This is a genomic window from Streptococcus sp. SP1 (assembly GCF_030440005.1).
Lineage (GTDB): Bacteria > Bacillota > Bacilli > Lactobacillales > Streptococcaceae > Streptococcus > Streptococcus parasanguinis.
Genome location: NZ_JAQFJJ010000026.1, coordinates 1 through 13967, shown reverse-complemented (window position 1 = coordinate 13967; position 13967 = coordinate 1). Strand labels below are relative to the sequence as shown.

Sequence of the window (13967 nt, the reverse complement as noted above, 5' to 3'; positions counted from 1 at the left end):
CGCACAGTTGAGTAGGGCTGTAAAAGCTGATGAAATCAGCGTAGTAGAGCCCACTCAACCACTGCGTCTTGCTTGACAATCCAAAAATAATTGAGAGGCTAGGACTTTTGTCCCAGCCTCTTATTTGTGTTAAAAAATATAAAAAATTGGTTCATAAATTAATTTATTCGATAGAATGATTCAATCGTCTACTTAAACTTTCCGCTGTGAGAAAAGTGCCTAAAACAATAACGTTTCAGGCACTCAGGAGTTTTGAGACCTTAGGCTCAAAACTAAGTCATGGAACTTCTTCGAAGTTCGCTGACGTCCGTTCTCACCTAAGGAAAGTTTCTAAGAGGACCTTGTCTACATTCTAATTTCTAAGCTTTTCTTATTACATGATCCCGTTCTTTCCTGTCGGTAGGCTAATCCCTGCTTCCATCAAGGCATCATGGTAGAGTTTATAGTAGGTATGATAAACAGTCGTCTGGGTTCCATTTTGCGCAGTCATAGCAATTCGGAAGGAATAACGACCATTTTTTTCGATCTGTGGGCCTAAAATCGTAGGACCTGTCAACACTTCTGGGTGTTTGTCTTGTTGAGACTGGTTGACCTGAGCAATCACCTGATAGATCTTATCGAGATCGGTATTCGCATCTAGCGGAATATCCACCAGCACGCGCATATCACCACGTGAGAGATTGCTGACGACGGTGATATTGCGATTCGGAACAAAGTGGAGAGTCCCATCAAAGTCTCGCACCTGGGTCGTCCGAATCCCGACACTACTGACGATGCCAGCAATATTGATAGACCCATTCGTGAGACGAACATTATCTCCCACATCCAGCTGGCGTTCTAAAAGGATAAAGAAACCATTGACCAAATCGGAAAGAAAGCCCTGGGCTCCCATCCCAATCGCCACCCCAGCAATCCCAGCACCAGCCAAGAGACTAGAGACTGGAAGACCCAGAATCGACAAAATCCAGTAGATCAAGATGAAATACAAACAATAGTTTAAAAGGCTCTCAATCAAACGGAGAATCGTATTTTTACGGGCTTCATCCTGCACCGTATACTTAAAGGAAGGGGCTAAAATCCGCTTGACCAGACTATGGATGACCTTTTTAGCGATAAAAAATAAGAGAAAGACAAAAATCAGAGAGATGCATTTTGACATCAGATCATCAAAAATCTTTGTCCAGTCCATTTTACTGAAATAACGTTGGAAAGCTTGACTCATTTATTCGGGCCTTTCTAACAAAGAATAGTATGATTATATCAAATATTCGGAAATAAGGCTATTTTTTAAAAATGTCATTGCTTTTCGTCCTTAACTATCGTATAATATTCCTTAATTATTTTTTTAGGAGGTCTTACATGATTCATCGATTGATTACCACTTGGAATAAAACCAACCTTATGAAAAGGATCGCAATCGGGATTGTACTTGGAGTCATCCTAGCACTTATCTTCCCGAAAGCAACTGGCATTGGACTCTTAGGAGAGTTCTTTGTTGGGGGGCTCCGTGCGATCGCACCCCTTCTGGTCTTTGCGCTCGTCGCAAATGCCCTCTCCCAACACCAAAAAGGGACAGAGACCAATATGAAAAAGGTCATCGTCCTCTATCTCCTAGGAACCTTTGCAGCTGCCTTCGTCGCTGTTTTGGTCAATTACATCTTCCCGATCACCATTACCCTGACTGGAAAGGCCGCTGAAGGATCCTCTCCAAACGGGATTGGCGAAGTGATTAGTAACCTCTTGCTCAAGATCGTCGACAACCCGGTCAACGCCTTGCAGCAAGCCAACTACATTGGGATCCTTTCTTGGGCAACCGTCTTTGGGATTGCCATGAGAGAGGCGAGTGAACATAGTAAAGACCTCCTCCAAACTCTAGCAGACATCACTTCAAAAATTGTTGAGTGGATTATCAACCTAGCTCCATTTGGGATTTTAGGCTTGGTCTTCACGACCATCGCTGGCCAAGGACTCAGTGCCCTTAGTAACTACGGGATTCTCTTACTTGTTTTGGTTGGTACCATGGCATTTGTAGCCCTGGTCATCAATCCATTGATCGTCTTTTTCATGATCCGCAAGAACCCTTATCCCCTTGTTTTTAAATGCCTCCGTGTCAGTGGGGTAACAGCCTTCTTCACGCGAAGCTCTGCAGCCAATATCCCTGTCAATATGCGTCTCTGTGAAGAGTTGGGGCTGAACCCAGACACCTATTCTGTCTCCATTCCACTTGGTTCAACTGTAAACATGGCAGGCGCAGCCGTGACGATCAATATTTTGACGCTCGCTGCTGCCAATACCCTGCACATTCAGGTTGACTTTGGAACGGCACTCATTCTGAGTGTCGTAGCGGCTATCTCTGCTTGTGGAGCATCTGGAGTTGCGGGAGGATCTCTCCTTCTCATCCCTGTTGCTTGTAGCCTCTTTGGTATCACCAATGATTTGGCCATGCAAGTCGTCAGCGTCGGCTTTATCATCGGGGTCATCCAAGACTCTTGTGAAACAGCCCTCAACTCTTCGACAGATGTGCTCTTCACTGCCATCGCCGAAATGAGCAGCTGGCCAAAAGAAAAACGCTATTAAATGTTCCTATCTCACATAGACAAGAAAACCCAGACCTCGCGATCTGGGTTTTCCTATTTCTTAAAGTATTGTTTGCTTTCTTTGATGATGACAGGGGAGAGGGCTAAGAGGGCAATCAGGTTGGGCAAAGCCATCAGCCCATTAACAATATCCGCGATCACCCAGACCAGATCCAGCTTAAGGAAGCCTCCCAGTCCAACCATAAAAACAAAGAAGGTCCGATAGAGGTTGATATGTTTAACACCAAATAGGAATTCAAAACATCGCTCTCCGTAATAAGACCATCCAAGAATAGTCGTGGTCGCAAAAAGCACCAAACATAGGGTCAGAATGATGCCTCCGACTGGGCCAAAGACGCCTGTAAACGTATCCTGAGTCAGGGTACTAGTGCTGCCCTTAGCCATCCACTCACCTGAAACCAAGAGCGAAAGTCCTGTCAAACTACAGATGATAATGGTATCAATAAAGGTTCCTGTCATGGAGATCAAGCCCTGCTCGACTGGCTCATTGGTCTTCGCCGCCGCTGCTGCAATGGGTGCAGATCCGAGACCAGATTCATTGGAGAAAACCCCACGCGCCACCCCTTTTTGGATAGCCATTTTGACCGTTGCTCCTGCGAAACCTCCCATGGCTGCAGTCCCTGTAAAAGCACCCGAAAAGACCGATTTCAAGGCTGGGAGCAATTGGTCCAGATGCAAGGCAATGATCGTGACAGTCGCAAAGATATAGGCAGCAGCCATAAAAGGGACCACTTTTTCAGAGACTTTGGAAATCCAGTGAATCCCTCCAAAGATGATGGTCGAAACCACCAGCGCAATCACTACACTAGCCACTTCTGGAGCTATTCCAAAACTTGCTTGAAGGGATCCCGTAATGGAATTAACCTGGGTCATGGTTCCAATCCCAAAGAGGGCCACCAGCACTCCTGCAACCGCAAAGAAAATAGCCAGTGGTCGCCACTTCTCTCCCATCCCGTGAAGAATGTAGTACATCGGACCACCTGAAATATGACCGTTGTCATCCTTGGTCCGATAACGAATGGCTAAGAGCCCTTCTGCATACTTGGTCGCCATTCCAAAGAAAGCAGCCATCCACATCCAAAAGAGGGCACCTGGGCCACCTGTCTGAATCGCTGTAGCTACCCCTACAATATTCCCCGTCCCTACAGTAGCCGCTAGAGCTGTCGCAAGGGCTCCGAAACTCGAGATATCCCCGTGTCCCTCATCTTCTGTAAAGATCAGGCGAAAAGCTTTTGGAAGGTAGCGTATCTGAAGCAAACCCAAGCGAAGGGTCAGGTAGATCCCTGTTCCTACCAAGAGCACCAACAGCGGGGCGCCCCACACTAAATTATCGAGCTGCTGAAAAAACTGCAATACATGATCCATTTTCTGTCTCCTTTTTCATCGACCGCTCGACAGAAAAGAGAAAAAGAAAGAGCACATGTCAAACATGTACTCTGGTCCTGCTTAAAATAGGGGACTTTCCCTATTTTTCGCTCTGTCCTTTTACCTGAGAGTTTGAGTAGATGCATCCTCTACCTTGCCCCTTCGGTGCCATTTCTGGTCTCTCCAGAGTTCCGTCCATTCACAGTTACTCACGCTCCTGCAAACTTCATTCGGTCGTATGTAATTTTCTCTATTTTAATCGATTTTCAAAAGTTTGTCAATCATTTCTGAAAATATATTGTAAACCACCTGAAAATTTACGGTTTTTAATCACTCAAGGAGAAGTGATTGGTCATAAGGTTGCTAGCATCGAGCAAAATTTTGTCCAAGAGTTGATCTGTCGCTTCCTGGATTTGATCACTCATGGCTTGGTTTTCCGCTTCAAAATCAACGGTTTCACCTGCTGCAAGTGCACGATCGACTTTATTGATGCGCGCATGTCCCCAGGCCATTGTCGTTTCTTGGTAATCGTCCAAATCACCAACATGGTGAGCATAGTGAGGGTCAGCTAGTCCCGCAATAATCCGGTTGGCCCAGTAGAAGGAATCCGTTGTTACCTTAGCCGTCGTATTGGCAAAGTAGTCTGGCGTTGTATCCACTTGGGTAAAGAAAGGAACAGCTGTATTGTAAGGCATGGAGCCATAAGAAATCCATTGAATGCCTGTCGTTTCTTGTGGTTTATTGGGACGCAATTGCAGAATCGCTGTCTGGCTGGTCCGGTTAATCCCGATCGTCCGGAAGGTCCGCTGACTCACGTGATCTCCTTCAGGACCATAAGGATCGTAGATAGTGTCTTGGTAGTGGTTGCTCAAGATATATTTGACATCTTCAATCGTTACCTTACGATAAGGTTTTTGACACCAAGGAATCTCAAAGCTCCGTGGATCCTGCTCGATTTCAGGATTGAGGAAACGCTGGATGGCCCAAGCCCGCGGTGTATTGTAGTGACGGTCCTTGTCTTTTTGGCTACCAAAGGCATAGCGTGGATTAAAACCTTTCCCTTCTTGATCCAGAATCAAATGGTACTCTGTGACAAAATGTTTAAGATCCGGGTCACAAAGAAACTCATCTGGATTGCCAAATTCAAAATAATCACTTCCCAGTTGGTTCGGGTTGGTCACATAGGCATCATCAGGGACACGACGCGCCATCCAGTGGTGACCTCCGATGGTTTCCAACCACCAGATTTCATTCACATCTGAAATCGCAATCCCGTTAGACTCATAAGTTCCATACTCTTCCAAAATCTTTCCGAGACGCAAGACCCCTTCGCGGGCGGTCTTAACATAAGGCAAGACCAAGGTCAACATGTCTTCCTCACCGATGCCACTCTCTACAAGAGGATCTGCCCCTAGCACACGGCTATTGGTCGTAATGGTCTCTGTCTCACTCATGGCTACATTATAGACATTGATCCCAGCTTCTCCCCAGATCCCGTCTTTAGGAATCGCATCTGGAACCGCTGTATAGCGAACTGGATTATCTGGCAAGTCGATTTCAAAAGTTGATAAAACAGACTTGTAATGACGCGGTTGATCTTCTGGTTTGACCACGATCAATTTCTTGGGCGTAAAAACGCCATTTTGAGAATCCTCCGTTCGTGCTACAATGGTCGAACCATCATAGCTGGCATTTTTTCCGACTAGAATCGTTGTACACGAATCTGCACTTTCACGTTTACGCATGCGTATCCTCCCAAATCATTCATTGCCTCTATTATAGCACTTTTAAAAGGGAGGACCTACTAAAAATCAGATTTAAAAGCGAATCCTTTTCAACAACTTTCAAATATTTTCATTATGTAAGATTTTAAATAAACTAGCTGATAAACAGCTAGGATTTAGAATGTAGATAAAATTTTTTACTTAAAACAACTTAAGTGATATAGAATAATTAAAACTGATACATACTAATAGGCTCATTCAAACATATATTGAAACTTTCCGCCGTGAGAAAAGTGACTGAAACACAATTGTTTCAGTCACTCGGGAGTTTTGAGAGTAAAACAGTTTGGGGAACTGTTTTAGCCTGAGCCTAAAAATTGAAAAGGGAAGAGGCTCAAAACGAATTGAACTCGGGCTGCGGATTGTGTCAAAAAGATAAGTTCTCCTAGAATCAAAAGATTTCGCGTCAAACTTCCTATTTTGACTTTATCCGCAGACGCCCTCTGTATCTTAATTTAGTCATGGAACTTCTTCGAAGTTCGCTGACGTCCGTACTCACCTAAGGAAAGTTTCTAAGATAACTTTTTCTTCAATCTGAATCTAGCTAATGAAAAGCTAGGGCTTAACTTATCCTTTAAACGTAACAATAGTTGCGCCGCTTCCGCCCGCATTTTGGGGGGCATATTCAAAACTTTTGACATGTTTGTTGCGTCGGAGGTACTTGGTCACCCCTTCACGGATAACTCCCGTTCCAATCCCGTGGATGATATCGACTTGGGCCATATTGTTGAGCAGGGCCTGATCGATAAAGCCATCTAGCTCTTGCATGGCCTCTTCATAGCGTTTTCCACGGAGGTCCAGACGCGCTCTTGGCCCACTCGTGTTCGAGCGTTTGACGACATTCACCTGACGTTTCTTAGGTTGAGCCGCTTCTTTTTCAGCCTTGATGAGGTTGAATTCTTTTTCTTCCAAGGTCATCTTGATCAAGCCGACTTGCGCCTCCCAGCGACCATCTTTGAGTTGCTTGACCAGGGTTCCGCGTTGCCCATAGCTGATAACCAAGATTTCATCTCCCACCTTAGGAGCACGCGCCTTTTTGGCTTTTTTCAAGACCTTGTTTTTAGAAAGATCGACGGTCTCAGGAGCTAGTTTTTTCAACTGAGCCTTGGCCTCAATGATTTCATGTGGTTTCAACTGGGATTTAGCGTGAAGGCCTTGAAGAATCCGGTCACTCTCTGAGAGGGCCATGTCCACAATTTCCTTGGCCTCTTCTCTTGCCTTATTGAGCTCTGTTTCTCTCTCTCTGGTCAATTCGTTATAGAGTTTTCGAAGAGCGCGATTGAATTTGAGATTTTCTTGCTCGACCTCTTGAATGGTATCCAAGCGCTTGCGACTTTCTAAGGTCTGCGCCTCCAATTTTTCAATAATCTGATTGACATCATTATCCGTATTGGTCATCTTCATGGCATCCTGGATAATGGTCTCAGACAAGCCCAAACGGCGGGCAATTTCAAAGGCATTCGATCGGCCAGGAACTCCTTGCATGAAGCGATAGGTCGGACGCAGACTCGCTGTATCAAATTCCATACTGGCATTTTGCACTCCTGCAGTCTCAATTCCATAAGCCTTGAGCTCTGGATAGTGGGTTGTCGCCATGGTCTTAATCCCGCGTAAGCGCAGGTCTTCTAGGATAGCAATAGCAATGCCAGCCCCCTCTTGAGGATCGGTTCCAGCCCCCAACTCATCCAGAAGGATCAAGGAGGCGGTATCCACTTGATGTAAGATAGATACGATATTGGTCATATGACTGGAGAAGGTCGACAAGCTCTGCTCGATCGATTGTTCATCTCCAATATCTGCAAAGACCTGTGAGAAGATGCCCACACGACTACCTGGATCTGCTAGGATGGGAAGACCAGACTGGGCCATAATTTGCGCTAATCCCAGCGTTTTTAGCATGATGGTTTTCCCCCCTGTATTGGGACCGGTAATCACGATTTCTGTCAAGTCCTCGGTAAAATGTAGGTCATTCGCGACAGCATTTTCAATCAAGGGATGACGTAGTTGCAAGAGCTGAATAGAGCGATTGCTGCTAACCTCTGGTACCACTGCCTTACAATCGCGCATAAAGCGATACTTGGCCTTGATCAAGTCCAAGTGACCGATAATCCAAGCGTTATTTGCAATCTCTGCTGCGTGAGGGCGCAGGGTGTCAGACAATTCCTCCAGAATCTGAATGATTTCATACCGTTCATCGGCTCGATGGTTGGCAATTTCTTCATTGAGATTGACGACTGCCCGAGGCTCGATATAAACGGTATTCCCGCTGGCTGAGATATCGTGGACCACCCCTGCAATGCGGTTACGATAGGTGTTTTTTACTGGTAGAACATTGCGGCCATTCCGACTAGCAATCACATCATCCGCTAACATATCGGCCTTGCTTTTCAGCAGGTCTTGGAGAATCTCTCTGACCTGGTGTTCATTTTCCTGGATTCGACGGCGGATTTTGGCCAATTTTTCACTGGCAAAAGACTCGACAAAGCCTCCTTCGTTGATAGCTTGAAGCCCACCTTGTAAGCGTGGTAAATCCACTAAGTTGTCAAAGAGGCGATTGAGCCTTTCCAGACGGACATTTTCCAAGTTGTCGTAGAAATCCTTGAGCTCATGTGTCACCCGAAGGACAGCTTTTAGCGCTAGTAATTCATCGATATTGAGGGATGCCTCCATCTCCAAACGCTTGGCCACTGGACGGACATCTTGAATGGTCGACACGGCAAAGCGAGGCTCTTCCAAGAGGATCTGCTCCATATCTTCCAACTCCATAAAGGCCGTTTCGATGCTTTCTTTTTTTTCAGTTGGAGTAAGGGCTGCTAGCTCCATCTCCCCTTGTTCTGTCTGTAGATAGGGTTCAAAGAGTTGCTTGACCTTGTCAAACTCCAGAATATCTAAGATTTTTTTATTCATATTTCTCCTACAAAAAAAGTGAGCGTCCTTCCTTGAATCGGACTTGTCTCACTCCTTTCTTCATTTTTGCTCCTTAAGCTCCGATAATCGCAGTCACCCACAAGTTGTGGAACAGACTGGAACTGATCGGGGTATGAAGGATGATAAAGCGGATCAATCCACTTGCATTTAGTCTATTTTGGATGGAAGCCATGGGAACCGTTGAGAGGACAGTCAAGCCCATCTGGATGACCAAGAGAGTTATCACGACGGCGATCACACCCGCTCCAATTTGATACTTGCGATCCTCCAGTTTTTCTGGCTGGGGTACCAAGTGCATAAAGATCCCAATCACACGACCAATCAGGTAGATCATCGCAAAAATCAATACATAAGCTAAACCTGCATAAAAGATGTCATCTAATTGAAATAGGTAGCGGTTGGCATAAAAATAATTCACCGATTGCCGAGTAGGACTCGAAAAAGGAACCCATAGAGACAACACCTTGGCCAGTCCCTTGTAGCTACCACCTGCAATCAAGAGGGCCACTAAGGTCACTAGAAAGTAATAAGACTGGAGGATAATCCCTCTTGCAAAGCCAATATAAAAGCTCCATGCCAAAATCAATAAGATTAAGAAAGTTAACATGTATCTCCTCTTATTTGGATGATTTATCCTTTAAGTCGTCTAAAGCCTTGCGACGAAAATCATCTAATTCTTTTTCTTTGTCGTCAAACTCAATCTCGCGATTCAGCTGCATGGACAAACTGTTTACTGCCAATAAGATCGCGATGGTTTCATCATCTGCCTCTGGCATTTGTTCCTTAATTGCTTGGTATTTTTCTTTCGCAACACGTTCGACTTCTTCCATAAACAAATTATCATGGTTGGTTGTTAAAGTGAGCGCTTTGTTTCCAAATGTAAATTTATATCTATTTAAGCTCGCCATAAAAATCACCTCACGGTATTATACCAAAAAAGGCTAGCTTTGTCAGTAGCAAAGCCCCTCTTCACAGGGATTTTCCAGTGGATTCTTTCTTTCTTTTTGCTCCCTCTCTCCCTGAATTTGTGGTACAATAGTGGTTATGGAAAGTATGACACTCACTCCAACACAGGAGCAAATCCTTGATTTTGTCCATACCTATCGCAGTTCTCTCTCTCAAAGCAAGAATCCTCATATGGATTATTTCTTTCGACTAGAGGGAGCGACCGTTTCGATCTACAAGTCTGGAAAAGTCTTGCTTCAAGGCAATGACCTTACTCCTTACCTGACCTTTTTCGGGCATGATGCTGGGAACTCTAAAGGTTCTACTACTTCATCTGCACGACAAGATCTCGCCATGATCGGAACCGACGAGGTCGGAAACGGCTCTTATTTTGGTGGACTCACCGTCGTCGCATCCTTTGTCACACCTGACCAGCACGACTGGCTCAAAAAGCTCGGTGTTGGGGATTCAAAGACCTTGGATGATCGAAAAATTCAGCAATTGGCTCCTCTCCTTGAGGAAAACATCCAGCACCAAGCACTCTTATTATCCCCAAAGAAGTACAATGAAGTCATTGCTTCTGGCTACAATGCTGTTTCAGTCAAAGTCGCTCTTCACAATCAAGCTATCTATCTTCTATTAAATAAAGGAGTCCAAGCAGAGCGAATTGTGATCGATGCCTTTACGACGGCTAAAAACTACCAAAAATACGTGAAAGCTGAAAAAAATCAGGTCTCCCAAGCTATTGAGTTGGAAGAAAAAGCAGAAGGTAAGTATTTAGCTGTTGCGGTTAGTTCCATCATCGCCCGCAATCTCTTCCTTCAAAATCTGGAAGATCTGGGCAAGGAACTGGGCTTTAATCTCCCTAGTGGAGCAGGGACTAAATCAGACCAAGTCGCTGCTAAATTGCTCCAGACCTACGGGACGAAAGCTCTGGATTATTGTGCCAAACTCCATTTTAAAAACACAGAAAAAGCAAAGAAATTACTAGAAAGATAAGTTATGTCAAAAAGAAGTTCAAAACAGTCATCTAGCTCACCAGTGGTGAGGTTCCTTAAAGAATGGGGCCTCTTCAGCATCATTGTTGGTCTCATCATCGCCTCACGTATCTTCCTTTGGGCTCCGGTCAAGGTGGATGGCCATTCAATGGATCCAACCCTAGCTGATAGCGAGTACCTCCTTGTGGTCAACCACCTCTCGATTGATCGTTTCGACATTGTCGTTGCTAGTGAAAAAGACGATGACGGCAAAACCAAGGACATCGTCAAGCGGGTCATCGGTCTTCCTGGAGATACCATCCAGTACGACAACGATACCCTCTACATCAATGGGAAAAAGACCAATGAGCCCTATTTGAAAGACTACATCGCTCGTTTCAAAAAAGATAAATTGCAATCGACCTACACTGGAAAAGGGTTCGAAGAAAACGGAGAACTCTTCCGCCAATTGGCCAATACAGCCCAAGCTTTTACAGTAGACAAGGATGGCAATCCTAAATTTACCTTGAAGTTGCTCGACGATGAATACCTCCTACTTGGAGATGACCGGATCGTTTCAAAAGATAGCCGTCAGGTCGGAGCTTTCAAGAAAGAACAAATCAAAGGGCAAGCCGTCTTTAGACTATGGCCGATCTACCCTTTCAAAACTTATTAGTCTAGATTAACAGACTGAGGCTGAGACAAGTATGTCCCAGCCTTGCTTTATAAAAAGGAAAGAAATGATGGAATATTATTTTTCTGGTACTATTGAGCGCATTATTTTTGAAAATCCTAGCAGTTTTTTTCGAATCCTCTTACTCGACATTAGCGATACCGATGCCGAAGACTTTGATGATTTTGAGATCATTGTGACAGGCACCATGGCAGATATCATGGAAGGCGAAGACTACACCTTCTGGGGGGAGCTGGTCCATCATCCTAAATACGGAGAACAACTCAAAATCAGTCGCTATGAACGTGCCAAACCCTCTAGCAAGGGCTTGGTGAAATATTTTTCCAGCGATCACTTCAAAGGAATTGGTCTCAAAACGGCTCAAAAAATCGTGGACCTCTATGGGGACAATACCATTGACAAAATTCTGGAAGCTCCTGAAAAATTAGAAGAAATTACTGGTCTCTCCAAGAAAAACCGCCTAGCTTTTGTGGAAAAACTTCGTCAGAATTACGGAACGGAACGCATTCTCGCCCAACTAGCCAATTATGGCATTCCCAATAAATTGGCCTTTCAGATCCAGGATTTCTACAAGGAAGAAACTCTCCAGATCGTGGAGCAACAGCCCTACCAATTGGTGGAAGACATCCAAGGTATGGGCTTTAAAATCGCGGACCAACTAGCAGAAGAATTGGGGATTGCAAGTGACGCTCCCGAGCGTTTCCGAGCGGGTCTGATCCACAGCCTCTTTAGCTACTCTATCGAGACTGGAAATACCTATATCCAAGCCAAGGACCTCCTGCGCTATACCATTGACCTTCTAGAATCAGCTCGTCCAGTAGAATTGGATCCTTCCACTGTCGCCCAAGAATTAGGCCACCTCATCGAGGAAGACAAGGTCCAAAACGTGGACACCAAGATCTTTGACAACAGCCTTTTCTTTGCGGAGGAAGGGATTCGCAGTCATATTGGCCGATTGCTGGAGAAGGGTAAAAAAGCTTCGTTTGACCCTGAGAAAATCAACCAGGCGATTGAGGAGGTTGAAAAAGATTTGGGGATTCGCTACGATGCGATTCAAAAAGAGGCGATTCACCAAGCTATCCAAAACAAGGTCTTTATCCTCACCGGGGGACCAGGGACAGGAAAGACTACCGTTATCAATGGGATGATCAGCGTCTATGCCCAACTCCACCAGCTGGATCTTCGGAAGAAAAAAGACCTTCCGATCCTGCTGGCTGCCCCAACGGGACGAGCAGCTAGGCGCATGAATGAGCTGACAGGACTTCCGAGCGCCACTATCCACCGCCATTTGGGGATGACTGGGGATGATGACACCAGCCACTTAGAGGACTATCTGGATGCAGACTTTATCATTGTGGACGAATTTTCCATGGTTGATACCTGGCTGGCTAATCAATTACTTAGCAACATCGCAACAGATACGAAACTCTTGATTGTGGGGGATGCCGACCAATTACCTTCCGTCAGCCCTGGTCAGGTCTTGGCTGATCTCTTGCAGATCCCAAGCATCCCTCAGACCAAACTGGAACATATTTTCCGTCAGAGTGAGGACTCGACCATTGTCTCACTAGCAGGAGACATTCGCCAAGGCAAGCTTCCTCAAGATTTCACAGAACGAAAAGCTGACCGCTCTTATTTCGAAGCCGGAAGCGAACACATCCCTAAGATGATCGAACAAATCACTTCTGCTGCCCTTCGTAGTCAAATCCCTGCTCGAGATATCCAAGTCTTGGCACCCATGTACAAGGGCCAGGCCGGCATTGACAACATCAATACACTCATGCAAGACCTTCTCAATCCAGCTGTCAAAGATCAGGTTGTTTTTGACACGCCAGACTGCCAATACCGCGATGGAGACAAGGTCATCCATCTGGTCAATGATGCAGAAAGCAATGTCTTTAATGGAGATATTGGCTACATCACCGATCTTCTCCCAGGAAAATATACAGAATCCAAGCAAGATGAATTGACCATCCAATTTGATGGCAATGAAATCGTCTACCCGCGCAATGAATGGTACAAGATTCGCTTAGCCTATGCAATGAGTATTCACAAATCGCAAGGAAGCGAGTTTCCGGTGGTGATTCTACCCATTACCAATCAAAGCCACCGGATGTTGCAACGTAATTTGATCTATACTGCCATCACGCGCTCTAAGAGCAAGCTAATTCTCTTAGGAGAATACAGCGCCTTTGATTACGCCACAAAAAATACTGGTACTGCGCGCAAGACCTACTTGGTGGAGCGCTTTAAGGACCTGAACGGAGGCGAGGCGACCAAGGATTCTTCTTCATCCGTTGACACCGCTTCTGCTACAATCGAATCCGCACGAAGCAAGGAAGGGACTGTTGAAACGAAGACTGAGCCTGATGAACCGACTGTCTATCGACTGACTGAAGACAATCTCCACACCATCTCTCCTATGATCGGACTGACTGAAGAAGAGATTGCAGCCTTTTTTGACATCAAACAACCTAATTAATACCCCCAAAAATTAAAATAAGATATTTTTTAAGGCTCATTCAAATACAGCTGAAATTTTTCACCGTGAAAAAGAGGCTGGGACAAAAGTCCTAGCCTCTCAATTATTTTTGGATTGTCGAGCAAGACGCAGTGGTTGAGTGGGCTCTACTACGCTGATTTCATCAGCTTTTACAGCCCTACTCAACTGTGCGGA

10 protein-coding genes and 1 riboswitch are annotated in these 13967 nt (G+C 45.2%); of the genes, 4 read left to right on the top strand and 6 right to left on the bottom strand.

Translation table 11 applies throughout. The features are described 5' to 3' along the window. Positions 1 to 373 precede the first annotated feature (373 nt). Complete coding sequence (locus PCY07_RS10075; protein ID WP_023919130.1) at positions 374 to 1222, bottom strand: mechanosensitive ion channel family protein; 849 nt, start codon at positions 1220 to 1222, stop codon at positions 374 to 376. Between the two features lie 137 nt (positions 1223 to 1359). Between PCY07_RS10075 and sstT the strand changes: the two genes are divergently transcribed. Next, positions 1360 to 2577, top strand: a complete 1218-nt coding sequence (gene sstT, locus PCY07_RS10070) for a serine/threonine transporter SstT (RefSeq protein WP_023919132.1) — start codon at positions 1360 to 1362, stop codon at positions 2575 to 2577. A 53-nt stretch (positions 2578 to 2630) separates the two neighbouring features. Here the strand turns inward: sstT and PCY07_RS10065 are convergent, their stop codons facing one another. From PCY07_RS10065 to PCY07_RS10045, 5 genes are all read right to left on the bottom strand, one after another. After that, on the bottom strand, positions 2631 to 3962 hold the full coding sequence (locus tag PCY07_RS10065; protein WP_156671750.1) for a sodium:alanine symporter family protein: 1332 nt from the start codon (positions 3960 to 3962) through the stop codon (positions 2631 to 2633). Positions 3963 to 4064: 102 nt separating this feature from the next. After that, positions 4065 to 4159: riboswitch (glycine riboswitch) on the bottom strand. A 129-nt stretch (positions 4160 to 4288) separates the two neighbouring features. Beyond that, entirely contained in the window at positions 4289 to 5707 is a 1419-nt protein-coding gene (locus tag PCY07_RS10060; protein ID WP_301356666.1) for a C69 family dipeptidase, read from the bottom strand. 606 nt (positions 5708 to 6313) lie between these two features. Further along, on the bottom strand, positions 6314 to 8653 hold the full coding sequence (locus PCY07_RS10055; protein ID WP_301356667.1) for an endonuclease MutS2: 2340 nt from the start codon (positions 8651 to 8653) through the stop codon (positions 6314 to 6316). 73 nt (positions 8654 to 8726) lie between these two features. Next, positions 8727 to 9281, bottom strand: coding sequence for a CvpA family protein (locus tag PCY07_RS10050; protein ID WP_301356668.1), 555 nt, complete (start codon positions 9279 to 9281; stop codon positions 8727 to 8729). 10 nt (positions 9282 to 9291) lie between these two features. Beyond that, positions 9292 to 9582 (bottom strand): hypothetical protein, encoded by a 291-nt coding sequence (locus PCY07_RS10045; protein ID WP_003005477.1) that lies wholly within the window; start codon positions 9580 to 9582, stop codon positions 9292 to 9294. Positions 9583 to 9718: 136 nt separating this feature from the next. Between PCY07_RS10045 and rnhC the strand changes: the two genes are divergently transcribed. The 3 genes from rnhC (at position 9719) to PCY07_RS10030 (ending at position 13772) form a co-directional block, all read left to right on the top strand. Continuing rightward, positions 9719 to 10618 (top strand): ribonuclease HIII, encoded by a 900-nt coding sequence (gene rnhC, locus PCY07_RS10040; RefSeq protein WP_301356669.1) that lies wholly within the window; start codon positions 9719 to 9721, stop codon positions 10616 to 10618. Positions 10619 to 10621: 3 nt separating this feature from the next. Continuing rightward, positions 10622 to 11272, top strand: a complete 651-nt coding sequence (gene lepB, locus PCY07_RS10035) for a signal peptidase I (RefSeq protein WP_049486526.1) — start codon at positions 10622 to 10624, stop codon at positions 11270 to 11272. 67 nt (positions 11273 to 11339) lie between these two features. Next, positions 11340 to 13772, top strand: coding sequence for an ATP-dependent RecD-like DNA helicase (locus tag PCY07_RS10030; protein WP_301356670.1), 2433 nt, complete (start codon positions 11340 to 11342; stop codon positions 13770 to 13772). Positions 13773 to 13967 lie beyond the last annotated feature (195 nt).

Excerpts from the sequence above, each read along its gene's own strand:
- PCY07_RS10055 (WP_301356667.1), bottom strand. The coding sequence starts at position 8,653 with ATGAATAAAAAAATCTTAGATATTCTGGAGTTTGACAAGGTCAAGCAA.
- PCY07_RS10075 (WP_023919130.1), bottom strand. The coding sequence starts at position 1,222 with ATGAGTCAAGCTTTCCAACGTTATTTCAGTAAAATGGACTGGACAAAG.
- PCY07_RS10045 (WP_003005477.1), bottom strand. The coding sequence starts at position 9,582 with ATGGCGAGCTTAAATAGATATAAATTTACATTTGGAAACAAAGCGCTC.
- PCY07_RS10030 (WP_301356670.1), top strand. The coding sequence starts at position 11,340 with ATGGAATATTATTTTTCTGGTACTATTGAGCGCATTATTTTTGAAAAT.
- lepB (WP_049486526.1), top strand. The coding sequence starts at position 10,622 with ATGTCAAAAAGAAGTTCAAAACAGTCATCTAGCTCACCAGTGGTGAGG.
- PCY07_RS10065 (WP_156671750.1), bottom strand. The coding sequence starts at position 3,962 with ATGGATCATGTATTGCAGTTTTTTCAGCAGCTCGATAATTTAGTGTGG.
- rnhC (WP_301356669.1), top strand. The coding sequence starts at position 9,719 with ATGGAAAGTATGACACTCACTCCAACACAGGAGCAAATCCTTGATTTT.
- PCY07_RS10060 (WP_301356666.1), bottom strand. The coding sequence starts at position 5,707 with ATGCGTAAACGTGAAAGTGCAGATTCGTGTACAACGATTCTAGTCGGA.
- sstT (WP_023919132.1), top strand. The coding sequence starts at position 1,360 with ATGATTCATCGATTGATTACCACTTGGAATAAAACCAACCTTATGAAA.
- PCY07_RS10050 (WP_301356668.1), bottom strand. The coding sequence starts at position 9,281 with ATGTTAACTTTCTTAATCTTATTGATTTTGGCATGGAGCTTTTATATT.